Below are 26,523 nucleotides of genomic sequence, written 5' to 3' on the forward strand. Positions count from 1 at the left end.
TTCCGGGCGCCCCTAATTCATCCTCGAAAGAAAAATCCGCAGACCAGCGGCTCCAAAGGTCAATGCGAACAGCCCTTCGAACCACTTCCTTGCTCTGACATATGTTTTCATCACCTTCGGCATGGAAAGCAAAAGCGCGTAAGCGTGGAGAATGAGCATGGTCTGCAGGCTCACCGCAACGACCACGACAGCCAACCCCGGTGCAGTGACATCTGCCGGAACTCCTATCGCGTAAAGCGCACCGAAGAACAGAATGGCCTTCGGATTCGTGAGGTGGATCGCCAAACCGGTGAGATATGCGGAGCGCAAGGAGGTCGATGTTCTGCCTCGATATTCGCTTGGCCCCGTGGAAAGGAACGCCCTGAGGGACCGATACGCCAGATAGAGCAGATAGCCCGAACCAACGTATCGGAATATCTCAAAAAACACCTGATTGGCCGCCAACAGGGTCCCCAGTCCGAGGGCAGCTGAAGTTCCCAGGACGAACGAGCCCGTTGTCATGCCCGACGCAAGCGCCAGACCGCTCCGCCGCCCCGCACGCATCGACGCACCGGCAATCGCCAGGGTGCCTGGACCAGGACTGGCGACGGCGATGAACGCAGCCCCCAAGATCAACCAGAGATTCAGACTGTCCGCCATGTGGTGTTGCCATTCCGATGGTATTCGCCGCCAATGGAAAGCGAATGCCATTGAATAAAGCAAGCGTGATCCGCCACCTATTGCACGGAGACTGTCCCTCCGGACGCCTGCAATCTCTTTGAAAAGTCTCTTTGACGCCGGGAAAACGCCCTCGGGCCGTATGGTGCGGACGGCGGGACTCGAACCCGCATGGCCGAAGCCGAGGGATTTTCTTACCAGCTACGGCTTTCGCCGCCGCCCCGCCGGGGCGTTTGTGGTCTGGACTATACCTTCACCCTAGCATCCGCCTTAGGTGCTGCCCGTCTAGTCTCTACACCTTCCCGAATCGTCTGATCTTCGGGCTTGGCTCGGGATCGCCATCTGACAGGGTTCCCCGAATTTGAGCAGTTCTACAGCCGGCGTTTCCCCCGGTGCACTCAGATTGCGTTCAAGTCCCTTGTGTCTACCGATTCCACCACGTCCGCGTGGCCATCCCTGCTAGCAGAACCGGTCACCGGGCTCAATTCTTGACTTCCTTACTGCGCTGGCTTCGGCGCATCGTCCGCAGGGGGCTGAACGTCGACAGCGGGCACCTCGATCGTGACCTTGTCGGGCACGTCGATACTGGCGGTCGTCGATCCCTCGAAAAACCCGCCGGCAAACAGAATTGCAGCGATGACCAGCGCCACCACCACGCCGCCGACGATGAACCAGCCCGCCCCGCCGCTGCCTGTGGTGACGATGGTCGTACGCTCACGAGGTTCCTGTTCCATGACGGCATCTCTCCTTTCAATGTGACCTGTGCTGAAGGGGCTCAACCGGCGGCCATGCCGATGACGGCGACAAATCCGGCCAGGCCGAAAACCGGGCCGATCAGCCACCGCGCTTCCCAGACGCTGTTGTGCATTATCCTGTTCCCCGTATCCGCTTGAACTGCCTGTGAGGGAAACTCGCGATCGCGAAAACAGTTCCCTGTCTGCCCGAAAGCGCGAAACGCGGCATCGAAAACGCGTGTGCCGGAGCGCGGAATGAATGCCGCGCGACCGGGGGAGAGCCCACAGGCTTGTGAGCGTGGGTGATCGACATGACGCGCGCTTTCTGCTTCCATCGCATAGCCAATGGAGGGAACTGAACATGGGCATTGAGAGTCTCATCGTCTTCATCATCATCGGCGCCATCGCCGGCTGGCTTGCCGGACTGATCGTCAAAGGCTTCGGCTTCGGCCTGCTTGGTAATATCGTCGTGGGCATCGTCGGCGCCTTCATCGCCGGGTTTTTGTTTCCCGCGATCGGCATCTCGCTGGGCGGCGGCATCCTCGCCGCCATCATCCACGCCACGATCGGCGCGGTCATACTCCTGGTGATCATCAAGCTCGTGAAATCCGGCTGACATCGCGCAGCCGACCACGAAAGAACGGCCGGTCCCGCCAGGACCGGCCGTTCTTTCGTCGAAGCTGACGAAAAATACGGCGTCAGCGCGTCTCGGGCGCGTCTTTGGCCCGGCTCCCGCGCCGTGCGCGCAACAGCGGTGCCATCCGCCAGGCGATGAAGGGCGTCACCGCGAGACTAACGACCACCACCGCCGGGATCAGATAAGGCGCCCAGGCGCGCAAGGCCGGCACCGACAGCACCGTGACGGCGCCAACCCCGAACAGCACCGCATTGATCATCAGGCCGATCATGCCCGCCATGTAGGTCCGCGTGCGCATCGAAACATCCTTTCCTTTGACGGAAGAACGCGACCGACCAGGCGTCGGTTCCGCGCCACAGCGGACAGACCGCGCGCTGAACGCGGCGGCGGCTGGAGTCCGGGCGACTTTTCGTGGTTTTGCGCGCTTGCGACTGGCGCTTGCGCCCCGCTCTTGGCACAGTGGACCGACAAGGAGACCCGATCATGGCCGCACCGACCCCGCCCCGAAACCGCAAGCCGCAGCCCTGGACCGAGGTCGCGCCGCTGCTGGTCGACGTTGCCATGGGCCGGCGCGCTGCCGACCTGGTGATCCGCAACGGGCGCTGGGTCAACGTGCATTCCGGCGAGGTAATTCCGGCCACCGACCTGGCGATCGTGGCCGGCCGCTTCGCTTATTGCGGCCCCGACGCCAGCCACGCCATCGGCGAAGGCACCAAGGTCGTCGACGCGGCCGGACGCTATCTGGTACCGGGCCTGTGCGACGCGCATATGCATGTCGAAAGCGGCATGGTGACGGTGACCGAATTCTGCCGCGCCGTCATTCCGCACGGCACCACATCGATGTTCGTCGACCCGCACGAGATCGCCAACGTGCTGGGGCTCGACGGGGTCAGGCTGATGCACGACGAGGCGGCCGCCCAGGCGATCAACGTCTTTGTGCAGATGCCCTCCTGCGTGCCCTCGGCGCCGGGCCTGGAAAACGCCGGCGCGCAACTCGGTCCCACCGACATCGCCGAGGCGATGGGCTGGGAAAACATCATCGGGCTCGGCGAGGTGATGAATTTCCCCGGCGTGGCCGCCAACGACGCCACCATGACCGGCGAGATTGCCGCGACCGTGGCCGCCGGGCGCACCGTCGGCGGCCATTACGCCTCGCCCGATCTCGGCCGGGCCTTTCACGCCTATGTCGCCGGCGGGCCCGAGGACGATCACGAAGGCACACGCGCCGAGGACGCCATCGCCCGTGTGCGCCAGGGCATGAAGGCGATGCTGAGACTGGGTTCGGCCTGGTACGACGTCGCCGAGCAGATCAAGGCGGTGACGGAAAAGGGCCTCGACCCGCGCAATTTCATCCTGTGCACCGACGACAGCCATTCCGGCACGCTGGTCAACGAGGGCCACATGGACCGCGTCGTGCGCCATGCGATCGCCCAGGGACTGAACCCGGTGACGGCGATCCAGATGGCGACCATCAACACCGCCCAGCATTTCCGGCTTGAACGCGAGCTCGGTTCGATCGCGCCCGGCCGGCTGGCCGACGTGCTGATCGTATCCGATCTCGCCACGCTAGAAATCGACGAAGTGTTCGCGCGCGGCGTCAGGCTGGCCAAGGCCGGCCGTCTGGAAATCGAGATCGCGCCCTACCCTTATCCGGCGAGCGCGCGCGACACGGTCCGGCTCGGCAAGACGCTTGCCGCGGCCGATTTCGACATTCCCGCCCCCGACAACAGCGCCGAAGTGCGCGCCCGCGTCATCGGCGTGATCGAAAATCAGGCCCCGACCAGGGCGCTGGAGGCCGACCTTGCGGTCGAGGACGGGATCGTGGCGATGGACCGGCGCAACGATGTCTGCCAGATCGCGCTGGTCGAGCGCCACAAAGGCAGCGGCGCGGTCGTCAACGGCTTCGTGTCGGGCTTCGGCTATACCGAGGACTGCGCGATAGCCTCCACCGTCGCGCATGATTCGCATCACATGATCGTCGTCGGCACCAACAAGGACGACATGGCGCGCGCCGCCAACCGGCTCGGCCAGGTCGGCGGCGGCGTGGTGATGGTCTCGAAGGGCAAGGAACTGGCGCTGGTGGAAATGCCGATCGCCGGGCTGATGTCGGACGAGCGCGCCGAGATCGTCGCCGCCAAGGCCGAAAAACTGTCGGCGGCGATGCGCGACATGGGCTGTTCGCTCAACAACGCCTACATGCAGCACTCGCTGCTGGCGCTGGTCGTCATCCCGGAACTCAGGATCTCCGACCTCGGCATCATCGACGTGACGAAATTCGAGAAGGTGGATCTGTTCGTGTGATCAGCCGGCGAGCGCGGCGGCAACCATGAAGCGGTGGCCGTCGGGCGTGCGCACGGCGAATTCACGCATGCCCCAGGGCCGGTCGGCGGGCGGAAACAGAATGTCGGCGCCGCGGCCCGACACCGCCTCGAACCAGGCATCGACGTCGGCCACCTCGAGATAGCCGAAATATTGGTGGTCGCCCAGATCGCGCGGATGGATGGCGTCCGGACAGCTGCCGAGCATGATGGTCACCTTTCCCGAGCGCACGAACACCCAGCCCTCGGGTTCGCCGGCGATTTCGAACCCCATCACCTCGACCCACCAGCGGGCGGTGACCCCGGCATCCGGCACGGCAAGCACGTGGGCGGCGCCGCGCATAGCCTGCGGCATCACTCGACCCCCACCGTCGACAGGACCTCGGCCGGCGTGGTGATGACGATGCTGGCGGCCGAGACCGCGGTCTGGCCGAGCCCCTTGGCGAGGTTTTCGATATTGCCGGCAAGATCCGTGCGGCGCTGCACGAACGTGTCGCCGGCCTTCAGCCGGTCGCCGATCAGCTTCACCAGCACCGGGTTGTCGGCGAACTTGGTGTGGTTGAGCCGGTCGCCCGCCTCGACGTCGGTGACGTTGATGACGACGATGCCGTAGCTGGCAATGTCGTCGGCGTCGGCATACTCGCCGAGCCTAGGCCGGTTGCCGGCGATCAGGCCGGACAGGTTCAGCGCCCGGTCGTTTTGCGACAGCATGACGAAGAATGGTTTGTCGGGCTTGCCATAGCGCTTCATCTGGCTCTTGAACACGTCGACATCGACGTCCGGCGACGCCAGCACCACGTCGCCGAGCTTGCCGCCGATATCGCGGTCGCCGGAAATTGCTAGCTGGCGCAGCGCTTCCAACGTCAGCCAGTTGCCCATCGAATGGGCGATGATGTCGATGCGCTGCGCCCCGGCGCGGCGCACGAGCCGCAACGTGCGCTCCAGGCCGTCGCGCGCGGTGGTGGCGGAATCGCGATCGTAGACATAGTCGACGGTGCGCCCGCGCGAGGCCCAGGTGAAAAGCACCGGCGCGCCGTCATAGCCGGCGTCGTGCACGATCTGCGTCAGGCGGTAGACGGCTTCGTCGAAACGGGTGTTGAAGCCGTGGATGAAGACCAGGGCCCTGCCCCCGCGCGCCGCGATCGTCTTGGCGAGCCCGGCCTCGAAGGCGGCCTCGTCCTCATAGCCGCCGACCCCGGTGGCGGTGAAATATCTGGATGGGTCGCGGGTGCTGTTTTTCGGCCGCTCGAGTGCGCCGACCTTGTGGATCGCCGGCACGGTCACGTCTGTCACCGCAAAACTCAGCGTCAGCGAGCGCTCGCCGTCGAAGACCTCGCGTGGCTCGGCCGAACGCTGGCGGGTTGTGGCAACGAACAGCCGGTGCTTGCCGGCGATCTCTGCCGCGGTCGCCGACACCGTCTCGGTGCCGACCAGGAGATGCGCGCCCTTGTTGGCGCAGCCCGCGAGCGACGCCGCCAGCACCCCGAAAGCCAGAATTTTTAGGAACTTCGCCGCCACCGACAGGATCCGACCTCCACGCCTGTGCCTTCCGATAAGCAGATCGGCCAGGCCGCGTCTACCCGTCATGACGGCAATAAGGGGCGCGGACGAACACAATGTCTTGCGCACTGTCACGGATCTGCCCGGCAACCGGCGGATTCGGCGCGCCGATCACCGCGCCCAAAATACCGGCGTAAAGATCACCAGCACGGCGAGAATCTCCAGGCGTCCGAGCATCATGGCGAGCGACAGGATCCATTTCGCCACATCCGGCAGCGGCGCGAAATTGCCGGCCGGGCCGATATAGTCGCCGAGGCCCGGGCCAACATTGGTGAGCGCGGTGAGCGCGCCCGTCATGGCGGTGATCAGATCAAGGCCGGTGGCCGACAACAGCACGGTGGCGATCGCCCACAGCACGAAAAACGACGAGATGAACAAAACGACCGCGCGCTGCATGTCGTCGTCGACCGGCCGATCGCCGTAGCGCACCGTCTGCACCGAACTCGGATAGACGAAACGGCGCAAACCGTTGGCCATCAGTTCGAACAGGATGATGAAGCGATAGGCCTTGATCCCCCCGCAGGTCGAGCCGGAACAGCCGCCCAGAAACGTGGCGACGAAGGCGCAGGCGACCACGAACGGCCCCCAGGACGTATAGTCGTGGGTCGAATAGCCGGTGGTCGTGATCAGCGACATGAAGTTGAAGGTGGTGTGCGTCAGGGTCTCGAAGAACGGCGCCCCGGTGGTGATGCGCGTATAGATGGCGGTCGCGACGGCGAAAAACACCACATAGCCGGCAAACACGCGGATCTGCGGGTCGCGCAGCGCGTCGAGCCGGCCGCGCACCATGAACAGGATCAGGATCGAAAACGGCAGCGCGCCGATGAACATGAACACGATCGCGATCCACAGGATCGCCGAATTGTGGGCGAAATAACCGAACGAGGCGTCGTGGGTGGAAAAACCTGCCGTGGAGATGGTGGTGAGCGCGTGGTTGAGCGCGTCGAAGCCGCTCATGCCGGCAGCCGCATAGGCGATCCCGCAGGCCAGCGTCAGCGCCGAATAGATGCTGATCAGGCTGATGGTGAAGGTCGACAGCCGCTCGAACGGGCGGTCCTCGATATCGGTCGATTCGATCTTGAAATAGGACACGCCGCCGACATTGAGGAACGGCAGGATGAACAGGCCGAGCGCGATCACACCGAGCCCGCCCATCCATTGCAGGATCGAACGCCACAACAACAGGCCCGGCGGCAGGAAATCGAGCCCGCTCAGCACCGTACTGCCAGTGGTGGTCGTCGCCGAGACCGATTCGAAGATCGCGTCGGCAAGCGACATTTCCAGCGACGAGGCGAGAAAGGGCACCGCGCCGACCATCGCCGTGGTCGCCCACAGAAGATTGACCATCAGGAAGCCGAAACGCGAGGAGACCGGCGGCGGCCGCCCCTGGGTGGCCAGCGCGACGGCAAGCGACAGACCGCCGGTGAAGAACGCCGACAGTGCGAACACGCGCCAGTCGGGATTGCCCTGGTAAAGGTCGACAAAAGCGGGAATCAGCATCGCCAGCGACAGGTAGATCCCGAAAATCGCGGCTATGTGGATCGCGGCGCGGAAGGCGAAGCTCTGCACGAAAAGCAAACCCCGATCTGAGCGGCTGCCGGACTCCTGTCGGCCCCGTCGTGGCGCGCCGACAGTGGCGGGACGCGGCCTTTTATGCAATAGGGCGCGAAGGTGCAACCTGCAGGTGGAACGGATCGTGGTCGACAAATCGGGGCTCGCCGGTTTCTGTGCCCGCGTGGACGAGGCCGCACAGGCCATGCGCACGCTGTTTGCCGAAACGCAGCTGCAGGAAAACGAACACCTGTCGCGCAAGACCGGAGCCCGCGTCTTCTTGAAGCGCGAGGACCTGACCCCGGTACGGTCCTACAAGATACGCGGCGCCTATAATTTCTTCCGCAAGGCGCTGGCCCGTCGCGACGCGCCGCAGTCCTTCGTTTGCGCCTCGGCCGGCAATCACGCCCAGGGTTTCGCGCATGTCTGCCGCCAGATGCGCAAGACCGGCGTGATCTTCATGCCGGTCACAACGCCGCGCCAGAAGATCGACAAGACGGCGACGTTTGGCGGCGACTTCATCGACATCCGCCTGACCGGCGACTTCTTCGACGAATGCCTGGCCGCGGCGCTGGCGCACGCCGACGAGACCGGGGCGCTGATGGTACCGCCCTTCGACCATGCCGACATCATCGAGGGCCAGGCAAGCGTGGCGCATGAAATCGCGCGCCAGATGCCGGACGGAGCGCCCGACATGATGATCCTGCCGGTCGGCGGCGGCGGGCTGGCTGCCGGCATAACGCGCTACGGCGCGGCCAACGACTGGGCGACGCGCTTCGTGTTCGCCGAACCCGGCGGCGCGCCCAGCCTCAGACGGAGCCTCGAGGCCGGACGCCGGATCAAGCTCGCCCGTGTCGACAATTTCGTCGATGGGGCTGCGGTCGCGGAAATCGGGCGCGAGCCGTTTAGCCGGCTGAAAGGTTTCGCCGCCGCGGACGTGCATCTCGTTCCCGAAAACCGGTTGTGCGCGACCATGATCGAAATGCTCAATGTCGAGGGCGTGGTGCTGGAACCTGCCGGCGCGCTCGCCATCGATACGTTGAAGGATTTTTCGCGCAAGGAGTTGAAGGGCAAGACCGTGGTCGCGGTCGTTTCGGGTGGCAATTTCGACTTCGAGCGCCTGCCCGACGTGAAGGAGCGCGCACTGCGTTTCGAGGGCTTGAAGAAATATTTCGTCTTCCGCTTTCCCCAGCGGCCGGGCGCCCTGCGCGATTTCCTCGACCTGCTCGGCCCCGAGGACGACATCGTGCGGTTTGAATATCTGAAGAAATCGGCGCGCAATTTCGGCTCGGTGCTGATCGGCATCGAAACCAGAAAGAAGAAGAATTTCGCCGCGCTGCAAAAGCGCTTCGACCAGGCCGGCTGGTCCTATCAGGACATTACCGACAACGAGGTGCTGGCGGGTTTCATCATATGAGCGACACGGTCTGGATCGTCCTGTTCCGCGGCGTCGGCGGCAAGAGGCAGCTACCGGTCAAGCTGTTGCGCGAAAAGCTCCAGCAGGCCGGCTTTCGCCGGGTCGCGACCTATATCAACAGCGGCAATGCCGTCGTGGCGAACGACCGGCCGCGCGACGCCGCGCACGCTGCGATCGTCCAGCTGTGCGCGCGCGAACTGGGCTTCGAGAAGGACATATACCTGCTGTCGCTTGCCGAATGGGAGCGGCTGATCGCACAAAACCCGTTCCCCGGGGCAACCGGTACGGGCAAGTTCCTGCACGCCGCGGTCCTGGGCGCGTCGCCCGACGAGGCCGATGTCGCCGCCCTGCGGGCGCACGCCGTCGACGGCGAAAGCATCGCCGTCGTCGATCGGGTCGCCTATCTCCACACACCGCACGGTTTCGGGCGCTCCAAACTGGCGGAAAAATTCGACAAAGGCATCGGCGTTCCCAACACCGCGCGCAACTGGAACACGGTCGTCAGACTGGCCGAACTGGCGCGCGCCGCGGCCGAGAACGCGTGAGGCAACGCGGCGCAGAAGCAATATCGCCGCGGAACGGCAGAAGAGATTTCGTTTGCTTTCCCGGCCGAACTCCCCCATATGGCAGCCAGACGCAAGGGCCGGCACCGACCGGCCCGCCTGAACTGGCCTTGCTGCGTCTGGTTCCCCTTCCCCGTTTTGGTAGGTGCGAACGATCACCCGCGCGCGTTGGCGCGCGGAACGACAGCGCAGCCGCGCGTGCCCTCAGGTTCGCCGCCTCGTCGTTTTTGACATCATCTTAACGGCAGGTTGCGCCCTGCCGCGCAAAAGGCGGTGCCAAGCCGCCGAAAGAGAAGAATTTTGACAGTTATCGATACCGCGAACCCGCAAGGCGGCTTCGCCGATCTCGGCATCGCCGGCGCCCTTTTGAAAGCGCTGGCCAAAGCCGGTTTTTCCGACCCCAAGCCGATCCAGAACCAGGCCATCCCGCATATGCTCAAGGGCCGTGACGTGCTCGGCATCGCCCAGACCGGCTCGGGCAAGACGGCCGCGTTCGCGCTGCCCGTCTTGTCGGCCATCATGGCGCTCGGCGCGCGCCGGCAGCCCAAGACCGCGCACGCGCTGGTTCTGGCGCCGACGCGCGAACTCGCCGTGCAGATAGAGGAAGCCTTCCGGCTGTTTTCGCGCGGCGCGCATATCACCACCGCGCTGGTGCTCGGCGGCGTCTCGCGCAGCAGCCAGACCAAGCGCCTGCGCGACGGCGTCGACGTGCTTGTCGCAACGCCCGGCCGGCTGACCGACCTCGTGCGCGCCGGCGATGTCCGGCTTTCCGAGACGCGCTGGCTGGTGCTGGACGAGGCCGACCGCATGCTCGACATGGGCTTCATCAATGATGTGCGCCGTCTGGCGCGCGCAACCCATCCCAAACGTCAGGTCGCGCTGTTTTCGGCGACGATGCCGGCCGAGATCGAAAAGCTCGCCATGGAGCTGCTCAAGGACCCGGTGTCGGTGTCGGTGGCGCCGCAATCGACGACCGTGGCCGAAATCCGCCAGCACGTGGTGCTTGCCCGCACCAAGCAAAAGCGCGTCGTGCTGACGCAACTGCTCGCCGAGCCGGCGATGAAATCCGTGATCGTGTTTTCCCGCACCAAGCACGGCGCCGACAAAGTGACCCGCCAGCTCGAGCAGGATGGCATTTCGGCGGCCGTGATTCACGGCAACAAGTCGCAGAACGCGCGCCAGAAGGCGCTCAACGGCTTCCGCGGCGGTGACGTGCGCGTGCTTGTGGCAACCGACATCGCCGCGCGCGGCATCGACGTTCCCGGCATCACCCATGTGGTGAACTACGATCTGCCGGACGAGGCCGAGACCTATGTGCACCGGATCGGCCGCACCGGCCGCAACGGCGCCGACGGCATCGCCATCACGCTGTGCGCGCCCGATGAACGCGCCAAGCTGCGCGCCGTCGAACGGCTCGCCCGCACCCGCCTGGAGATCATGGCCGACCATACCGGCGAACCCGATCCCGCCCCGCAGCCCCGCCCGGCGCGGGGTACGGCCGAAACCGAAACGGATCGCCCGCGGGCCAAGGCCTTCAAACCGGCACGCAGCCATGACGGCAAGCACAAGCCCCGGGCCGCCGCCGCCAAGGACGCCGGCGCCCCCGACAAGGCGCGCCCGCAGCGTCGTCGCCGGCGCCCGCAGCGCGCGCGCTTCGCCAAGGCGGCCTGACCGGCCCTGGTCCAATATGTGACGGCCCCGCGGCGATTGTGCGGGGCCGTCGTCTTTCTGTAGTCTCTGCGGCAGGGCCGGCCCCGGCTGGCCATGGCGCGAAGGATCGCGCCGTGAGCTCCAGCACATACGGAAAAAGATGGCCGGCATCGTCGCATTCGCCTTCGCATACATTCTCTCGCAGTTCTACCGGTCCTTCCTCGCCGTTCTGACGCCCGCGCTCACAAGCGAGCTCGGCGCCAGCAAGGCGGATCTGTCGCTGGCCTCCGGCGCCTGGTTCATCGCCTTCGCGCTGATGCAGTTCATCGTCGGCGTCTCGCTCGACCGGTTCGGACCGCGCCGCACCGCCTCGATCATGCTCGCCGCCGGCGCCGGCGGCGGCGCCATGCTGTTTTCCCTGGCCAGCGCGCCCTGGATGATCGTTGCGGCGATGACGCTGATCGGCATTGGCTGCTCGCCGGTGCTGATGGCGCCGCTGTTCATCTTCGCCAAGACCTATTCGCCGGTGCGCTTCGCGGTGCTGACGTCATGGTTCGTCGGCATCGGCACGCTGGGAAACGTGCTGGGCGCGGCGCCGCTCGCCGCCGCGGCCGAATTGTTCGGCTGGCGTCCGGTGATGGCCGGGCTCGGCGCGGTCACGCTGGCGGTCGCCGCAGCGCTCTATCTGATCGTGCGCGATCCGCCGCCCGACGCGGAGGCTGCCGGCGGTTCGACCGGGTTTTCCGGCTATCTCGAGTTAATGCGGCTGAAGGTGTTGTGGCCGGTCATTCCGCTGACGGCGATCAACTATGCCCCGCCGATCGGTATTCGCGGCCTGTGGGCTGGTCCGTTTCTGACCGACATGCACGGCGCCGACACCCTGATGATCGGCAACGTTACCCTGTTCATGGCGCTCGGCATGGTCGCCGGCTCGTTTGTCTACGGGCCGCTCGACACCGTCTTTCGCACCCGCAAATGGGTCGTGATCGCCGGCAATGCGATCTGCCTCGCCGCGATCGTCTTTCTGGCGCTGTTTCCGGCCGCCTCGCTCATGGCCGCGGCGACCGCGCTGGTGGTGATCGGCATCACCGGGGCGAGTTACGGCATGCTGATGGCGCATGCGCGCGCCTTCTTCCCCCGCCACCTGACCGGCCGCGGCGTGACGCTGATGAATTTTTTCGCAATCGGCGGCGTCGGACTGATGCAGTTCGCCACCGGCGGGGTCGTCAGCGCGGCGACGAGCCCGCAGCAGCCGGCGACCGCCTATGTGGCGCTGTTTGCCTTTTATGCGCTCACCCTCGGTGGCGCCTTCGTGATCTATCTGTTCTCGCGCGACGCCGCGCCGGAGCGCGGCTGAGGCCGGTCATGCAACGCTTGCCTTTTCGCCCCAACTGCGCATAAGGCTGTGCCGCATCGAGATGCTGAAAAAGAGACCGTCGCGATGTCGCTCCCCGAAAAAGCCTTTCCCGTCTCCTGGGACCAGTTCCACCGCGACGCGCGCGCCCTCGCCTGGCGACTGACCGGCAATGGCGGAACGTGGAAGGCGATCGTGTGCATCACCCGTGGCGGCCTGGTGCCGGCCGCCATCATCGCGCGCGAACTCGGCATTCGCGTCATCGAGACGGTTTCGATCGCCTCCTATCACGACTATACCGCGCAAGGTGAGCTGAAGGTCCTGAAGGAAGTGAGCCCGGTGCTGTTGGAAAACGACGGCGCCGACGTGCTGATCGTCGACGATCTTACCGACACCGGCAAGACGGCCGCCGTTGTACGGGCGATGATGCCGAAAGCCCATTTCGCAACCGTCTACGCCAAGCCGAAGGGGCGCCCCCTGGTCGACAGTTTCGTCACCGAAGTGTCGCAGGACACCTGGATCTACTTTCCCTGGGACATGGGTTTTACCTATCAGCGGCCGATTTCCGAAGACGACCGCGACTAAGGCCAGCCCGCCGGGCATCATGTCCGCAAAGAAAAGAAGCATCAGGAATATCAGCGGTCGACCGCAGGTTCTTGAATTCTCACGATAAAGCCGTATTTGATTTATATAGTCGGCTCAACGGCCCGCAAGCCGTCGCGCCGACGATATGAAATATTCACCGCCGGCTGGCATGTTTCATGACATCGGCTAAGCTACTGATTCCTTACGCGGAGATTCGGTCCACCCATGCTGATCAGTCAGCGCTCTTGGCAACATTCGGTCGACAGGGTCAGGCGCCTTCTGGGCGGCGTGCCGCCGCGCGTCCAGGTGGCCGCGCTGCCCTGGCGCCAGGGCGGTCGCGGGCTCGAGGTGATGCTGATCACCAGCCGAGAGACCGGTCGCTGGGTGCTGCCGAAGGGCTGGCCGGAAAAGGGCGAATTGCTGCACGAATCGGCCGCGCGCGAAGCAGCCGAGGAAGCCGGCCTGCACGGCACGATCTGCGCCGAGGAGATCGGGCATTATCTCTATGGCAAGAACCTCAAGACCGGGCTTGAAGCCCGCTGCGAGGTTCTCGTTTTCCCCCTGAAGGTCGAGCAGATCGACAAGACTTGGCCCGAGAAGGGCCAGCGCCTGCGCAAATGGTTTCCCACCGGCGAGGCAGCGACCCGGGTTCGCGAACGCGATCTCGCCGAACTGATCGGCGACTTCGCGATTCCGGCCTGATCCGCGCGCGCCGCCGCTTGGACGGTTTTCCACGACTATTCGTCCTGTCATGCATCGAGCACCGTGAAGCGGCCTTGAGCCCGCACGCCACCTCCTCTACCGCAGGGGCTGAGATGGGAGCGGGATCGTGATGACCGAGACCAGCGAGACGGCGCGCAAGGCGACGCTCGACAAGGATCTGGAAAAGCTTGCCCAGGTCGAGGAAGCGACCAGCTTTCTCGCCCGCGGTCTGGCCGCGCCCGGGCTCGCGCTTTTCTTCATGGCGTTCGTCGCCATCGCCGTCGCCATGTTCGTCGCCGGCGAGCCCGGCGCGGTCGCCATCATCGCCGCCGCCGCGATCGGCGCCTATATGGCGCTCAACATCGGCGCCAACGACGTCGCCAACAATGTCGCCCCGGCCGTCGGCGCGCGCGCGCTCACGATGGGCGGCGCCCTGGTCATGGCCGCGCTTTGCGAAACCGCCGGGGCGCTGATCGCCGGCGGCGACGTCGTCGACACCATTTCCAAGGGAATCATCGACACCGGCGCCGTTGCCGGCCCGGGCATTTTCGTCAGCGCCATGATGGCGGCCCTGCTCGCCTCGGCGGTCTGGGTCAATCTGGCAACCGCGATCGGCGCGCCGGTGTCGACCACCCATTCCGTCGTCGGCGGGGTGATGGGCGCCGGCATCGCCTCGGCCGGCTTCGCCGCCGTCAACTGGCCGGTCATGGGCGGCATCGCGGCGAGCTGGGTGATCTCGCCGCTGCTCGGCGGCGTGATTGCGGCGCTGTTTCTGGCCTTCGTGAAATCGCGCATCATCTACCAGGACGACAAGATCGCCGCCGCGCGCCTCTGGGTCCCGGTGTTGATCGGCATCATGGCCGGCGCGTTCGCCGCCTATCTCGCCACCAAGGGACTGAAGAAGATCGTCCACCTGCCGGCCGCCCATATCGCGCTGATCGGGGTCGGAAGCTTCCTGCTCGCCTGGGGCCTGGCCCATCTCGGCGTCGCGCGCCAGTCGCGGGGCATGGAAAACCGCAACCAGTCGCTGCGCCGGCTGTTCGCGCTGCCGTTGATCATCTCGGCCGCGCTTCTGTCTTTCGCGCACGGCGCCAACGATGTCGCCAACGCCGTCGGCCCGCTCGCCGCGATCGTCCAGGCGGCCAGCGGCGGCGAACTCGCCGCCAAGGTCTCGATACCGTTCTGGGTGATGCTCATCGGCGCGTTCGGCATTTCGCTGGGTCTGCTTCTGTTCGGCCCAAAGCTGGTGCGCATGGTCGGCGAGCAGATCACCAAGCTCAACCCGATGCGCGCCTTCTGCGTCGCGCTTTCGGCCGCGATCACCGTCATCGTCGCTTCCTGGTTCGGCCTGCCGGTCAGTTCCACCCATATCGCCGTCGGCGCCGTGTTCGGGGTCGGATTTTTTCGCGAATGGTATACGCAGAACTCGTCGCGCCGGCGCGCCTATCTGGAACGCAAGGGCGTGCGGCTGCGCGCCGAGCGCCGGCTGCAGGCAAACAACGACGACCCCGTGGTGTTCGACGACGACGAGGACGAGGCCGACGCCGGAGCCCAGACGTTTTCGCGCGAGGAGGCCAAGCGGCGCAAGCTCGTGCGCCGTGCCCATTTCTCCACGATCGTCACCGCCTGGGTGGTCACCGTCCCCTCCACCGCCCTGATCGCCGCGCTGATCTTCCACGGGCTGGCCTTCCTGTCCTGACAGCGGCCGGCCGTCCCGGCCGAACGGCGGAATTGCAGCCTTCCAGCAAGCGCCACCGGCAAAACCCCGCCATCCCCGCTATCCACATTTACGACACACAAGATGTTGCGGTCATAAAACTTCCAAGAACGAGCCCTTGACGCTAAGGGACGAGTCGCTTTTTATTGGCCATGCGCTCTTGTTGAGGGTGCGGCCGGAGAGTTCCGAGCCCGGTCTTTTTCCAGATTATTGTGCGTTTGAGCCGCTGTCCGCCCTGATCGAAGGGCTGATGGATGCTGTGGAAAAAACCGTGCCAAGGGGGACCTGAAATCGACGGATCGGGGTGGCAAAAATTGTTCGTTAACACTATATTTAGTGTTTGCGCCCAACCTCGACACTAGATAGCGTATACATCCCCTGGGACGGGGAATCGCGTTCAGCGGCAGTACGAGGAACCCGCCGCCCTTGCCGCTCGGCCAGGAAGGTGCTTTTGAGACACCTTCTCGACCACGGACAAGGATCGGCGAAAGGAGACCCGGGCGCGCCCGACGGCGCGGACGGGAAAGGCGGACCTGTGCGTTTGGGCGAGCGTTTTGCGCTCGTGGACGAAGGCACTATATTTAGGGACTAGAGGGACCAGGATGCGCATCGAGCGTCGTTTCACCAAGCACGGCCGGTCGGCCTACGCGGAGATCGATTTCCGCAAGGCCACGAGCGAAATCAAGAACCCGGACGGCTCGGTCGTCTTCAGGCTCGCCGACATTGATGTGCCGAGACAGTTCAGCCAGGTCGCGGCCGATATCCTGGCCCAGAAATATTTCCGCAAGGCCGGCGTGCCCGCCCGGCTGAAGCGGGTCGAGGAAAACGACGTGCCGTCCTTCCTGTGGCGCTCGGTCGCCGACGAGGCGGCCCTGGCCGAGCTGCCCGAGGACGAGCGCTACGGTTCCGAAACCGATGCGCGCCAGGTCTTCACCCGTCTCGCCGGCACCTGGACCTATTGGGGCTGGAAGGGCGGCTATTTCGACGGCGAGGACGACGCTCAGACCTTCATGGACGAGCTGTGCTACATGCTCGCCACCCAGCGCGTGGCGCCCAACTCGCCGCAATGGTTCAACACCGGCCTCTACTGGGCCTACGGCATCGACGGCCCCGGCCAGGGTCATCACTACGTCGATCCCTTCACCGGCAAGCTGACCCGGTCGAAATCGGCCTACGAGCATCCCCAGCCGCATGCCTGCTTCATCCAGTCGGTCGGCGACGATCTCGTCAACGAGGGCGGCATCATGGATTTGTGGGTGCGCGAGGCGCGCCTGTTCAAATACGGCTCCGGCACCGGCTCCAATTTCTCGCAGCTGCGCTCGGAAGGCGAAAGCCTGTCGGGCGGCGGCAAGTCGTCGGGTCTGATGAGCTTTTTGAAGATCGGCGACCGCGCCGCCGGCGCGATCAAGTCGGGCGGCACCACCCGGCGCGCGGCCAAGATGGTGGTTGTCGACGTCGACCATCCCGACATCGAAGCCTATATCGACTGGAAGGTGAAGGAGGAGCAGAAGGTCGCCTCGCTCGTCACCGGCTCCAAGATCGTAAAAAAACATCTCGACGCGATCATGAAGGCCTGCGTGAACTGCGAGGCCGACAATGGCGACTGTTTCGACCCGGCCAAGAACCCCGCGCTCAAGCGCGAGGTGCGCGCCGCCAAGAAAAACGCCGTGCCGGAAAACTATATCCGCCGCGTCATCCAGTTCGCGCGCCAGGGCTACACCGCGCTCGATTTCAAGACCTACGACACGGACTGGGATTCGGAAGCCTATCTGACTGTATCGGGGCAGAATTCCAACAATTCGGTCTCGCTCAAGGACGACTTCCTGCGCGCGGTCGAGGCTGACGGCGACTGGGACCTGATCCGCCGCACCGACGGCAAGGTCGCCCGCACCGTCAAGGCCGGCGATCTGTGGGAGAAGATCGGCCACGCCGCCTGGGCCTCCGCCGATCCGGGCCTGCATTTCAACACCACCATGAACGACTGGCACACCTCGCCGGCCGCCGGCCCGATCCGTGCGTCGAACCCGTGCTCGGAATATATGTTCCTTGACGACACGGCCTGCAATCTGGCCTCGCTCAACCTGCTCGCCTATCGCGGCAAGGACGGCGCCTTCGACATCGCCGCCTACGAGCACTCGGTCCGGCTGTGGACCATGGTGCTCGAGATTTCGGTGATGATGGCGCAGTTCCCGTCGAAGGAGATCGCCAGGCTTTCCTACCAGTACCGCACGCTCGGCCTCGGCTACGCCAATATTGGCGGGCTGTTGATGACCGCGGGCATTCCCTACGATTCCAAGGAAGGCCGCGCCATCTGCGGCGCGCTGACCGCGATCATGACCGGTGTGGCCTACGCCACCTCGGCCGAGATGGCCGGCGAGCTCGGCGCCTTCCCCGACTACGAGCGCAACGCCGACAATATGCTGCGCGTGATGCGCAACCATCGCCGCGCCGCGCACGGCCAGGCCGACGGCTATGAAAAGCTCGCCGTCGACCCGGTGCCGCTGATCGCCGAGGATTGCCCCGAGCCGGCCCTGATGGAGCACGCCCGCAAGGCCTGGGACCGCGCGCTCGAGCTCGGCGAAAAGCACGGCTACCGCAACGCCCAGGCGACCGTGATCGCGCCGACCGGCACGATCGGCCTCGTCATGGATTGCGACACCACCGGCATCGAGCCCGATTTCGCGCTGGTGAAGTTCAAGAAACTGGCCGGCGGCGGCTATTTCAAGATCATCAACCGCGCCGTGCCGGAGGCGCTGCGCACGCTCGGCTATTCCGAGGCCCAGATCGCCGAGATCGAGGCCTATGCGGTCGGCCACGGCAATCTGAACCAGGCGCCGGGCGTCAATCCCGGCACGCTCAAGGCCAAGGGCTTCGGCGACGAGCAAATCGCCGCGCTCAACGCCGCGCTCAAGAGCGCCTTCGACATCAAGTTCGTGTTCAACAAATGGACGCTCGGCGAAGCGTTCTGCAAGGAGGGTCTCGGCCTCACCGACGAGCAGCTCGACGACTTCTCCTTCGAGATCCTGCCCGCGCTCGGCTTTTCCAGGAAGGAGATCGAGGCCGCCAACATCCATGTCTGCGGCGCGATGACGCTGGAAGGCGCGCCGCACCTCAAGGACGAGCACCTGCCGGTCTTCGACTGCGCCAATCCGTGCGGCAAGGTCGGCAAGCGCTACCTGTCGGTGGAAAGCCATATCCGCATGATGGCGGCCGCCCAGCCCTTCATCTCGGGCGCGATCTCCAAGACGATCAACATGCCCAACGACGCCACGGTCGACGACTGCAAGGCCGCCTACATGCTGTCGTGGAAGCTGGCGCTGAAGGCCAACGCGCTCTACCGCGACGGCTCCAAACTGTCGCAGCCGCTCAACGCCTCGCTGATCGCCGACGAGGAGGAGGACGAGGACGACGCGGTCGAGACCCTGGTGGCGCATCCGGCCGCCGCGCGGGCCGCCGCCGTCACCGAAAAGATCGTCGAGCGCATCGTCGAGAAAGTGGTGCGCGAGCGCGAGAAACTGCCCAACCGTCGCAAGGGTTATACGCAAAAAGCGGTGGTCGGCGGCCACAAGGTCTATCTCAGGACCGGTGAATTCGACGATGGCCGGCTCGGCGAGATCTTTATCGACATGCACAAGGAAGGCGCCGCCTTCCGCGCGATGATGAACAATTTCGCCATCGCCATCTCGCTCGGCCTGCAATACGGCGTGCCGCTGGAGGAATATGTCGAGGCCTTCACCTTCACCAAGTTCGAGCCGGCCGGCATGGTCCAGGGCAACGACGCCATCAAGAACGCCACCTCGATCCTCGACTACGTGTTCCGGGAACTGGCGGTTTCCTATGTCGGACGCCACGACCTCGCCCATGTCGACACGTCGGACTTTTCCAACACCTCGCTCGGCAAGGGCATTTCCGAGGGCCGGTCGCTGCCGGTTTCCAAGGGACTGACCCGTGGCGCCGCCTTCCAGGTGGTGTCGGGCTCGGGCGAGCCCAAGGGCCAGGCCAGCGGCGGCGACAGGCTGGCCCGCCAGCCCACCGCCCAGGGCAGCAATGTGCGCGCCATCGCCACGGCCGCCACCGCGGCCGCACTCAAGCCGGCCGTGTCGGAACTGCAGCACCAGGCGACCGCCTTCAAGCGCGACTACGAGGAGCGCGCCAGGGAACTCGCCGACGATGTCGCGGCAGAAGACGGCGCCGCGGAGACCTCCGGGGCCGGAGCGGCCTTTTCCGATGCCGCGCACAAGGAAGCGAGCGAAGCCAAGGCGCTCGCCGCCGAACGACGCCAGAAAGCGATCATGCAGGGCTATACCGGCAATATGTGCTCGGAATGCCAGAACTTCACCATGGTCCGCAACGGCACCTGCGAAAAATGCGACACCTGCGGGTCGACGTCAGGGTGTAGCTGAGCGGCGACCACACCGATCAGTGAGAAACCTCCCCGTGATGGCCTGACCCATCGCGGGGAGTTTTTCCGAAAGGCCGGCGCCATCATCACGCAGGTCGAACGGTTCGCTACCGCCCCGCTCTCGTCATCCCAGGGCGAAGCAGAAGGCGCAGACCCTGGGATCCATGCCTGAACGGCGCGGCCGCGGGAGGGTGAAGAATGAGAGGGGTCGCATGCACGGCCATGGCAACGGCTTCGTTGCAGCAATGGCGGGTGTTGCGTGCGACCTCGACGCCGTCGGCGCCGCGTTGGCCGAAGGAGTCGCCGAGGGCCGCCACCAGCGCCAAGCCGCCTGATGCCCGGCGCGGCGACGTCGGTGCGCCGCCGGCAACCCGGCTTCTATTCGGCGGCCTGTTTGTCCTGTGTCATCGTGTCGAAATCGGAGGCGTCGTGGCGCTCGTGCAACTGGCCGGCCGGATCGCCGGACGTCCGGTTGACCATGCGCCCGCGCTTGACCGCCGGCCGGGCGTGTATCTGGTCGGCCCAGCGGATGACATTCTTGTATTCGTGCACCGACAGGAACTCGCCCGCACTGTAGTTCCAGCCCTTCACGAGACCGCCATACCAGGGCCAGACCGCCATGTCGGCGATCGTGTAGTCGTCGCCGGCCAGATAATCGCTATCGGCCAGCCGCCGGTCGAGCACGTCGAGCTGACGCTTGACCTCCATGGCGAAGCGATTGATCGGATATTCCCATTTTTCCGGGGCGTAGGCGAAAAAATGACCAAAACCACCGCCGAGATAGGGCGCCGAGCCCATCTGCCAAAACAGCCAGTTCAGACATTCGGTGCGCGCCGGCTGCGTGGTCGGCAGAAATGCCCCGAATTTTTCGGCCAGGTAGAACAGGATCGAGCCCGATTCGAACACCCGCACCGGCTCGGAGCCGCTACGGTCCATCAGCGCCGGGATTTTTGAATTCGGGTTGACCTCCACGAAGCCCGAGCCGAACTGGTCGCCGTCGCCAATGCGGATCAGCCAGGCGTCGTATTCCGCGCCGGTATGGCCGAGCGCAAGAAGTTCCTCCAGCATGATCGTCACCTTCACCCCGTTGGGCGTGGCCAGCGAATAAAGCTGCAGCGGGTGCTTGCCCACCGGCAGGTCCTTGTCGTGCGTCGCACCGGCGACCGGCCGGTTGATCGAGGCGAAGGTGCCGCCGCTTTCCTTGTCCCACGTCCAGACTTTCGGCGGGGTATAGGCGGTGGTGTCCGGCATGCGTTGGCTCCTGGAGCTGATTGTATGGTGTCGGGCTGAGATAGGTCGATCGTCCGTCGAACGCCATGCCCAACGATTGGTCCACACAATATTGTGTTCTCCAGGCCACAATTCACCCGATGCGGCATGACCGAGCGGCCGATCGCGGGCGACGGCCCGTCCGCCTGCCTATCCGGCAGCCCGCGCCAGCCATTTTCGCCATGCGCCGGCGTCGCCGCGAAACACGTTCAGGTCGATGCGGCCGTCGACGCCATGCGACAGGCCCGAGCCTGAATATTGCCAGAACAGCCATTCGCGGCCCGGATAGACTTTTGACGGATGGGCCGCGACCGAGCGCAGCCAGAACGGATGGTTCGGGAACGCACCCTTGAGATTGTCGGCGTAGAAATCGGGCGCGGTGTAGATCACCGGCCGCTGGCCGTAGTGCTTTTCGAGACGCTCGAGAAAGACCCGCATCTTCTCGAGCACGGTTTCGCGCGACGGGCGCTTCTTGCAGGCCGACAGATGGTTCCACTCCACGTCCAGGACCGGCGGCAGCGCGCCCTTTTCCTTCGGCACGTTGCGGATGAACCAGTCGGCCTGCGAAGAGGCCGAGCGGCACCAGTAGAAAAAATGATATGCGCCGCGCGGGATGCCGGCCGCCCTGGCCGCGCGCCAGTTCGTCTTGAACATCGGATCGACATGGTCGCCGCCGTCGGTCGCCTTGATCCAGGCGAAATTGGCCCCCTGCCCGCGCAGCTTGACCCAGTCGATCTCGCCCTGCCAGCGCGATACGTCGACGCCGTGCACGGCGTGATCGGCGGGCGTGACCTTGCCGAAATTGATCGGATGGGCATCGCGAAAGCGCTGGCGCACCACCTTGCCGCCTGGCGCGGGCGCGGGCCTGACAGTAGGTCTGGCCGGCGCGATCAGGGCGACCTTTTCGGCCGCCGCCGCGGTCACGATGTCGGGCTCGGCAAGCGCCGTGACGCCGGCGCCGATCTCCTCCTCACCAGCGCCGTCGCCTTCCGGCACGACGGCGGCCGGCCGGACGATCGAGCTTGTCGTTTCCTGCGACGGGCCGACGCTGCTCAAGGCATCAAGCCCGGGGCTGGTCGTGCACGCGGCAAGCGCGACACAGGCAAAAACGAGGACGGCGATGGCGGGCGAACGCATGAGGACCTGTACGCGGGACAAAACAGGGCGACGGCGCATCACGCACCGTTTGACCAAACCGGCGTCGATCCTCGTTCAAAAAGACCAAGAAAGTTTGAATCGAATTTTTACCATGTCCGCTTCGCGCCTCGGCGCGAAGCGGCCTTCGATCAAGATCGCGGCTCAGGCGCAGAGCCGCAACGGCCCCGCACCCACCGTACTGACGGCGCCCTCGCAAAAGGTCCGCGGCGACCGGCCGGTCTTATGGGCGCGCATATGCACCTTGTCGGCCAGACGTCTGATCTCGCCAGGCGACACGCCGTCGCTCCTCATCATCATCAGAATGATCGGATCGTTCAGCAATTCATCGAGTGTGGCTTCGTCCTGCAGCATGTCCGTCTCCGAATCTTCAAGCCCGCCCGTTTCGTCTAGGCGGGCAAGGTGACGGCCCGATGTCCGATTGGTGACGAACCGGTGGCCGGTCAGAGATATCGCGGCCATATTGCTTAACGCTCAGACGATCGTCAGGCCGAGACCGCCGATCGGCAGACCGAGCACCGACGTGCTCCAGTGCTGGCCGGCGACGACCGGCAAGGCGCGCGTGACGGTGCCGGTAGCGATCACGTCGCCGGGTTCGAGGCCGCGCGCGAACGGATGCGGATCGAAGCCCTCGACAAAATGCCTGAGCGCGGAGACCGGACCGCCAAGCACGTTTTCGGCCGCGCCGCGCTCCACCACCTCGCCGTCGCGCATCAGGGCAAGCGTGAAATCGCGCAGCGCTTCCAGCCATTCGCCAACCGGTCGCGCGCCGACCGGCAGCATGGGTCCGAGCAGAAGCCGCCCGTGCAGCCCGCACGCCGCCACGGTGTCGGCCGGCCGGAACCGCCAGCCGGGATAGACGGACTGCACGATCTCGAAACCGTGCCCGACCGCGTCGATACACGAAAACAGCGCCGCCTCGTCCATGCCCCTGTGCGGCGCGCTTCTGAGCCGAAAGACGATCTCGGGCTCGATGCGCGGTTCGGGCATGGCCGTCACCGCCATCGCGCCGGGCGCCTGCGGCGTACCGGCCTCGCCGAGCGTGTGCTGGTAGACCGGTCCCCAGATCGGCGCAAAGACGCCGTATTCGGACCAGATCGTGCGATTGGTGAAGCCGATCTTCCAGCCGGCAATGCGTTCCCCGCGCAACCCGCGCCGCGCGGCGATCGCAGCCGAGACGCGATAGGCGTCTTCAAGACCGAGATCGGGCCAGGTCTCGGTCACCGGCGCGATCTGCCGCCCGGTTTCCAGCGCGGCCAGGATCCGCTCCCCGAGACCCTCGACCTCGCGCAGCGGAAGGTTGCCGGCATCGTTCATGACCAACCCGTCTCACGATTTTCGCCGCGCCGCCATGCCTGCGACGGCGCGAGCATCTGCTTCGTCAATGCTTGCGCGCCTGCACGAAATAGGCGTCGATCTCGGTCTCGCCAAGCCATTTTGCCGCTTCCAGCCGGTGCAGCCCTTCAACCAGGACGTTGCGCTTGCCGTCGTGCCGGACCTGGATCGGCATCTTCATGCCGTTTTCCAGAATATCCTCGGCCAGATGCCGCACCGTATCGGCGTGCAAAGTCTTGCGCCGCGCGGTCGGCACGTAAATCGAGGCGATCGCGACCTTCTCAATCCTCAGCATCTGGGCTCCCGGCTGATTGTCCTGAAACCGCGATCATGGGCGGGCCGACAGCCAGAGTCCAGCACGGCGTACGCCGGGCCAATCGCCCAAAGCCGCCGCGCGACATATCCGCCCGTACGCCGCTGCGGATGGAAACCAGGACCTGCCCGGCCGCATTTCGGGTCGCGGCGGGCCGAAACCATACTTGACCTTCCAGTTACCGGAACCACGATATTGATCGCAGCGTGGCGCGCCACCCGAACGGCATGTCGCGTCAGCCCCATTCGAGGAGACGCCCTTTGAAATCATCCCGAACGTTCTTTCTTGCTTCGACGCTTGTTCTTGCCCTGGCATCTCACGCTGCGCTCGCGGCCGAGCGAGGCACGATCACGGTGTGGAAATCGCCCTGGTGCGGCTGCTGTCAGGCCTGGGCCGACGCGGTCGAAAAGGCCGGTTTCGACATCAAGATGCACGATGTCGAGGATCTCGCCCCGGTCAAGAAACAGGCCGGCGTTCCCGACGCCATGCAGGCCTGTCATACCGCCGCCATCGACGGCTATTTTCTCGAGGGTCACGTGCCGCTGGAAGCCGTGGACAAGCTGCTTTCGGAACGGCCGCAGATCGCCGGCATCGCCGTGCCCGGCATGCCGCAGGGCTCGCTCGGCATGGGCCACGATCCGGACGCCAGCTATCTCGCCTATGCGATCGCGCGCGAGACCGGTGTCGAACCGTCGGTGTTTTATCGCGCCGGCCGCTGACGGCGAACGACTATACCTGCCGCAAACGCTGCCGCGGCCTCCTCGGCCACCCGCCTGCCTTGCGCGGCGCCCAGTCGCCAAAGGCGGTCGGGCCGGGCTGCGATCTGCGCGCCGCCCTTACCGAAGGGCGTCGTCGGCGGCCGACAGGCCCGCCAGCACGGCCGGGATCGCGGCGGGCAAATCTTCCGCGACCAGCCCCGCCCCCAGGCGCAGTCCGGCGTCGCCGTGCAGCCACACCGCCGCCGCCGCGGCCTCGAACCCCGGCATGCCCTGCGCAAGCAGGCCGGTAATCAGACCGGTCAGCACGTCGCCGGACCCGGCGGTGGCCAGATAACGGCTGGCATGCGCGTTGATTGCCGCCAGCCCGTCCGGCGCGGCGATCACGCTGTCGGCCCCCTTCAGCACCACGGTCGCGCCGGCGCGCGCGGCCGCCCGGCGGGTACGCTCCACCTTCGAAGCGCCCGAATCCATGCCCAGATCGGGAAACAGCCGGGTGAACTCGCCTTCGTGCGGCGTCAGCACCACGGACCCGGCCTTTCCGGCTCCGTCCCCTCTCAGGCAGGCAAACAGCGTATCGGGCGCGTCCTCGAACGAGGTCAGCGCATCCGCGTCGAGAACCAGGCCCAACCCGCGTTCGTGTCGCAGTCCTGCCGCCATGGCAACGAAAGCGCGGCATTTTTCGCCGACGCCGAAGCCCGGCCCGATCGCCAGCGCCGACAGTTTGCGTTCGCCGGCGAAGGCGGCGACATGGTCGGGATCGTCGGCGCGTTGGAGCATGATCGCGGTCAGATGCGCGGCATTGACCTGCAGCGCCGAGGCCGGCGACAAAAGCGTGACCGCCCCTGCCCCGGCGCGCGCCGCCGCCATCGCCGCCAGCCTGGCCGCGCCGGTCGCCGCGGGGCCGCCGGACAACACGCCGGCATGGCCGCGGCTATATTTGTGGCTGAGCGGGTCCGCGACCAGAAGAGCCTCCCGCCACAGGCGGGGTGCATTTTCAAACAGGTCGAGGCCGATCTCGGCCAGCACCCGGCGCGGAATGCCGATATCGGCAACCTCGACCGCACCGCAAAGCCCGCGGCCCGGAAAAAGCAGATGACCGGGCTTGCGCCGGAAAAAGGTGACCGTGTGCCGCGCGGCCATCGCCGCGCCGAGCACGGCGCCGCTTTGCCCCGAGACACCGGACGGCAGATCGACGGCCACCACCGGCGCGCCCGACAAACGCGCCTTGTCGACCAGCGCGGCAAAAACACCGTCGAGCGGCCGGGCAAGGCCGGCGCCGAACAGCGCGTCAACGACAACGTCGTGCGGCGTGGCGCAAAACGCCTCCAGCGGCCGCACCGTGTCGGGGAAATCGGCAAGCGCGCGCGCCGCGTCGCCGCCCTCGCGCGGCGCCGGACCGAGATAGGCCGAGACCTCCATCCCCGCCTCGCGCAGGAAGCGCGCCGCCACCAGCCCGTCGCCGCCATTATTGCCGGGACCGCACAGAATATGCGCATGGCGGGCATGCGGAAAATGCGCCAGCACCGCGGCGGCCACCGCGCGCCCGGCATTGAGCATCAGCCCGTAGCCGTCCAGCGGTCCGCCCGCAATCGCCAGACGATCGGCTTGGGCCATCTGGTCCGGCGTCAGCAATTCGTCGTTCACCGCGCATCTCCCTGTTTGCGCCGACATTATCCGCCCGGGCGTGCCCTAGCCACGGCGTTGCCTGCCGTTTTTTTGTGCCGGTTGCACAAGAATTAATCACGCCTCATGATGTGAGGGCACAGCCTGCAATCCTGTGCCTCGTCAAACCAGCGCCCACATCGCACAAATTCCCTATTTTGCGCGCCGTGGACGAAGGCGGGGTTTGTCTCTCGGGCATGGACCGAACTGGCACGGTTCATGC

General features: G+C 65.6%; 23 protein-coding genes. 11 read left to right on the top strand and 12 right to left on the bottom strand.

The genetic code is table 11. The annotated features are described in order from the left end of the window. Positions 1-12: 12 nt before the first annotated feature. On the bottom strand, positions 13-639 hold the full coding sequence (locus ACT2B0_RS09830) for a LysE family translocator (RefSeq protein WP_473464144.1): 627 nt from the start codon (positions 637-639) through the stop codon (positions 13-15). A 515-nt stretch (positions 640-1,154) separates the two neighbouring features. Beyond that, on the bottom strand, positions 1,155-1,391 hold the full coding sequence (locus ACT2B0_RS09835; RefSeq protein ID WP_473464146.1) for a hypothetical protein: 237 nt from the start codon (positions 1,389-1,391) through the stop codon (positions 1,155-1,157). 361 nt (positions 1,392-1,752) lie between these two features. Between ACT2B0_RS09835 and ACT2B0_RS09840 the strand changes: the two genes are divergently transcribed. Next, positions 1,753-2,007: a GlsB/YeaQ/YmgE family stress response membrane protein gene (locus ACT2B0_RS09840; RefSeq protein WP_106569196.1), complete on the top strand. Its 255-nt coding sequence runs from the start codon at positions 1,753-1,755 to the stop codon at positions 2,005-2,007. An 82-nt stretch (positions 2,008-2,089) separates the two neighbouring features. Here ACT2B0_RS09840 and ACT2B0_RS09845 read toward each other — a convergent pair whose 3' ends face one another. Then, complete coding sequence (locus tag ACT2B0_RS09845; RefSeq protein ID WP_473464149.1) at positions 2,090-2,326, bottom strand: hypothetical protein; 237 nt, start codon at positions 2,324-2,326, stop codon at positions 2,090-2,092. A gap of 185 nt (positions 2,327-2,511) precedes the next feature. Here ACT2B0_RS09845 and ade point away from each other — a divergent pair, with 185 nt between their 5' ends. Then, positions 2,512-4,329, top strand: a complete 1,818-nt coding sequence (gene ade / locus ACT2B0_RS09850) for an adenine deaminase (RefSeq protein ID WP_473464152.1) — start codon at positions 2,512-2,514, stop codon at positions 4,327-4,329. Here the strand turns inward: ade and ACT2B0_RS09855 are convergent, their stop codons facing one another. The 3 genes from ACT2B0_RS09855 to ACT2B0_RS09865 all read right to left on the bottom strand — a co-directional run bounded on the left by ACT2B0_RS09855 (position 4,330) and on the right by ACT2B0_RS09865 (position 7,475). Then, positions 4,330-4,701, bottom strand: coding sequence for a VOC family protein (locus ACT2B0_RS09855; RefSeq protein ID WP_473464155.1), 372 nt, complete (start codon positions 4,699-4,701; stop codon positions 4,330-4,332). Continuing rightward, positions 4,701-5,870 carry an alpha/beta hydrolase gene (locus ACT2B0_RS09860; protein WP_473465902.1) on the bottom strand — a complete coding sequence of 390 codons (1,170 nt, stop codon included), beginning with the start codon at positions 5,868-5,870 and terminating at the stop codon, positions 4,701-4,703. Before ACT2B0_RS09860 ends, ACT2B0_RS09855 begins: the two co-directional genes overlap by 1 nt. A gap of 147 nt (positions 5,871-6,017) precedes the next feature. After that, complete coding sequence (locus ACT2B0_RS09865) at positions 6,018-7,475, bottom strand: TrkH family potassium uptake protein (protein WP_473464158.1); 1,458 nt, start codon at positions 7,473-7,475, stop codon at positions 6,018-6,020. Between the two features lie 187 nt (positions 7,476-7,662). On the opposite strand from ACT2B0_RS09865, the gene ilvA reads away from it, so the two are divergent. The 8 genes from ilvA (at position 7,663) to ACT2B0_RS09905 (ending at position 19,848) form a co-directional block, all read left to right on the top strand. Beyond that, positions 7,663-8,874 (top strand): threonine ammonia-lyase IlvA, encoded by a 1,212-nt coding sequence (gene ilvA, locus ACT2B0_RS09870; protein WP_473465906.1) that lies wholly within the window; start codon positions 7,663-7,665, stop codon positions 8,872-8,874. After that, the gene (locus tag ACT2B0_RS09875) at positions 8,871-9,419 is read left to right on the top strand and encodes a DUF1697 domain-containing protein (RefSeq protein ID WP_473464161.1); all 549 of its coding nucleotides are present in this window, start codon (positions 8,871-8,873) and stop codon (positions 9,417-9,419) included. Before ilvA ends, ACT2B0_RS09875 begins: the two co-directional genes overlap by 4 nt. Before the next feature lie 318 nt (positions 9,420-9,737). Further along, a complete protein-coding gene (locus ACT2B0_RS09880) occupies positions 9,738-11,108 on the top strand; it encodes a DEAD/DEAH box helicase (RefSeq protein ID WP_473464164.1) in 1,371 nt (456 codons plus the stop codon). Between the two features lie 139 nt (positions 11,109-11,247). Next, a complete protein-coding gene (locus ACT2B0_RS09885) occupies positions 11,248-12,444 on the top strand; it encodes an MFS transporter (RefSeq protein ID WP_473464166.1) in 1,197 nt (398 codons plus the stop codon). Positions 12,445-12,528: 84 nt separating this feature from the next. Continuing rightward, positions 12,529-13,026, top strand: coding sequence for a xanthine phosphoribosyltransferase (gene gpt, locus ACT2B0_RS09890; RefSeq protein WP_473464169.1), 498 nt, complete (start codon positions 12,529-12,531; stop codon positions 13,024-13,026). 225 nt (positions 13,027-13,251) lie between these two features. Next, positions 13,252-13,728: an NUDIX hydrolase gene (locus ACT2B0_RS09895; protein ID WP_473464171.1), complete on the top strand. Its 477-nt coding sequence runs from the start codon at positions 13,252-13,254 to the stop codon at positions 13,726-13,728. Between the two features lie 130 nt (positions 13,729-13,858). Continuing rightward, the gene (locus ACT2B0_RS09900) at positions 13,859-15,427 is read left to right on the top strand and encodes an inorganic phosphate transporter (protein ID WP_473464174.1); all 1,569 of its coding nucleotides are present in this window, start codon (positions 13,859-13,861) and stop codon (positions 15,425-15,427) included. A gap of 620 nt (positions 15,428-16,047) precedes the next feature. Further along, complete coding sequence (locus ACT2B0_RS09905; RefSeq protein WP_473464177.1) at positions 16,048-19,848, top strand: vitamin B12-dependent ribonucleotide reductase; 3,801 nt, start codon at positions 16,048-16,050, stop codon at positions 19,846-19,848. 377 nt (positions 19,849-20,225) lie between these two features. On the opposite strand, the gene yghU is transcribed toward ACT2B0_RS09905, so the two are convergent. The 5 genes from yghU to ACT2B0_RS09930 form a co-directional block, all read right to left on the bottom strand. Continuing rightward, the gene (yghU, locus tag ACT2B0_RS09910; protein WP_473464179.1) at positions 20,226-21,098 is read right to left on the bottom strand and encodes a glutathione-dependent disulfide-bond oxidoreductase; all 873 of its coding nucleotides are present in this window, start codon (positions 21,096-21,098) and stop codon (positions 20,226-20,228) included. Positions 21,099-21,266: 168 nt separating this feature from the next. Continuing rightward, positions 21,267-22,253 carry a glycoside hydrolase family 25 protein gene (locus ACT2B0_RS09915; RefSeq protein ID WP_473464182.1) on the bottom strand — a complete coding sequence of 329 codons (987 nt, stop codon included), beginning with the start codon at positions 22,251-22,253 and terminating at the stop codon, positions 21,267-21,269. A gap of 162 nt (positions 22,254-22,415) precedes the next feature. Further along, positions 22,416-22,625 carry a hypothetical protein gene (locus ACT2B0_RS09920; protein ID WP_473464184.1) on the bottom strand — a complete coding sequence of 70 codons (210 nt, stop codon included), beginning with the start codon at positions 22,623-22,625 and terminating at the stop codon, positions 22,416-22,418. Positions 22,626-22,745: 120 nt separating this feature from the next. Next, entirely contained in the window at positions 22,746-23,588 is an 843-nt protein-coding gene (locus ACT2B0_RS09925; protein WP_473464187.1) for a 2-keto-4-pentenoate hydratase, read from the bottom strand. Between the two features lie 64 nt (positions 23,589-23,652). Then, the gene (locus ACT2B0_RS09930; RefSeq protein ID WP_473464190.1) at positions 23,653-23,901 is read right to left on the bottom strand and encodes a ParB N-terminal domain-containing protein; all 249 of its coding nucleotides are present in this window, start codon (positions 23,899-23,901) and stop codon (positions 23,653-23,655) included. A gap of 278 nt (positions 23,902-24,179) precedes the next feature. Here ACT2B0_RS09930 and ACT2B0_RS09935 point away from each other — a divergent pair, with 278 nt between their 5' ends. Next, positions 24,180-24,638, top strand: coding sequence for a DUF411 domain-containing protein (locus ACT2B0_RS09935; protein ID WP_473464193.1), 459 nt, complete (start codon positions 24,180-24,182; stop codon positions 24,636-24,638). Between the two features lie 117 nt (positions 24,639-24,755). Here ACT2B0_RS09935 and ACT2B0_RS09940 read toward each other — a convergent pair whose 3' ends face one another. Then, positions 24,756-26,282 (bottom strand): NAD(P)H-hydrate dehydratase, encoded by a 1,527-nt coding sequence (locus ACT2B0_RS09940; RefSeq protein WP_473464195.1) that lies wholly within the window; start codon positions 26,280-26,282, stop codon positions 24,756-24,758. Between the last annotated feature and the right edge of the window lie 241 nt (positions 26,283-26,523).

The organism is Nitratireductor sp. J20-h4 (assembly GCF_056780505.1).

What these genes read in the sequence shown, in the direction of transcription:
- ACT2B0_RS09830 (WP_473464144.1), bottom strand. Translation starts at nt 639, where the DNA reads ATGGCGGACAGTCTGAATCTCTGGTTGATCTTGGGGGCTGCGTTCATC.
- ACT2B0_RS09835 (WP_473464146.1), bottom strand. Translation starts at nt 1,391, where the DNA reads ATGGAACAGGAACCTCGTGAGCGTACGACCATCGTCACCACAGGCAGC.
- ACT2B0_RS09840 (WP_106569196.1), top strand. Translation starts at nt 1,753, where the DNA reads ATGGGCATTGAGAGTCTCATCGTCTTCATCATCATCGGCGCCATCGCC.
- ACT2B0_RS09845 (WP_473464149.1), bottom strand. Translation starts at nt 2,326, where the DNA reads ATGCGCACGCGGACCTACATGGCGGGCATGATCGGCCTGATGATCAAT.
- ade (WP_473464152.1), top strand. Translation starts at nt 2,512, where the DNA reads ATGGCCGCACCGACCCCGCCCCGAAACCGCAAGCCGCAGCCCTGGACC.
- ACT2B0_RS09855 (WP_473464155.1), bottom strand. Translation starts at nt 4,701, where the DNA reads ATGCCGCAGGCTATGCGCGGCGCCGCCCACGTGCTTGCCGTGCCGGAT.
- ilvA (WP_473465906.1), top strand. Translation starts at nt 7,663, where the DNA reads ATGCGCACGCTGTTTGCCGAAACGCAGCTGCAGGAAAACGAACACCTG.
- ACT2B0_RS09875 (WP_473464161.1), top strand. Translation starts at nt 8,871, where the DNA reads ATGAGCGACACGGTCTGGATCGTCCTGTTCCGCGGCGTCGGCGGCAAG.
- ACT2B0_RS09885 (WP_473464166.1), top strand. Translation starts at nt 11,248, where the DNA reads ATGGCCGGCATCGTCGCATTCGCCTTCGCATACATTCTCTCGCAGTTC.
- gpt (WP_473464169.1), top strand. Translation starts at nt 12,529, where the DNA reads ATGTCGCTCCCCGAAAAAGCCTTTCCCGTCTCCTGGGACCAGTTCCAC.
- ACT2B0_RS09895 (WP_473464171.1), top strand. Translation starts at nt 13,252, where the DNA reads ATGCTGATCAGTCAGCGCTCTTGGCAACATTCGGTCGACAGGGTCAGG.
- ACT2B0_RS09900 (WP_473464174.1), top strand. Translation starts at nt 13,859, where the DNA reads ATGACCGAGACCAGCGAGACGGCGCGCAAGGCGACGCTCGACAAGGAT.
- ACT2B0_RS09905 (WP_473464177.1), top strand. Translation starts at nt 16,048, where the DNA reads ATGCGCATCGAGCGTCGTTTCACCAAGCACGGCCGGTCGGCCTACGCG.
- yghU (WP_473464179.1), bottom strand. Translation starts at nt 21,098, where the DNA reads ATGCCGGACACCACCGCCTATACCCCGCCGAAAGTCTGGACGTGGGAC.
- ACT2B0_RS09915 (WP_473464182.1), bottom strand. Translation starts at nt 22,253, where the DNA reads ATGCGTTCGCCCGCCATCGCCGTCCTCGTTTTTGCCTGTGTCGCGCTT.
- ACT2B0_RS09920 (WP_473464184.1), bottom strand. Translation starts at nt 22,625, where the DNA reads ATGCTGCAGGACGAAGCCACACTCGATGAATTGCTGAACGATCCGATC.
- ACT2B0_RS09925 (WP_473464187.1), bottom strand. Translation starts at nt 23,588, where the DNA reads ATGAACGATGCCGGCAACCTTCCGCTGCGCGAGGTCGAGGGTCTCGGG.
- ACT2B0_RS09930 (WP_473464190.1), bottom strand. Translation starts at nt 23,901, where the DNA reads ATGCTGAGGATTGAGAAGGTCGCGATCGCCTCGATTTACGTGCCGACC.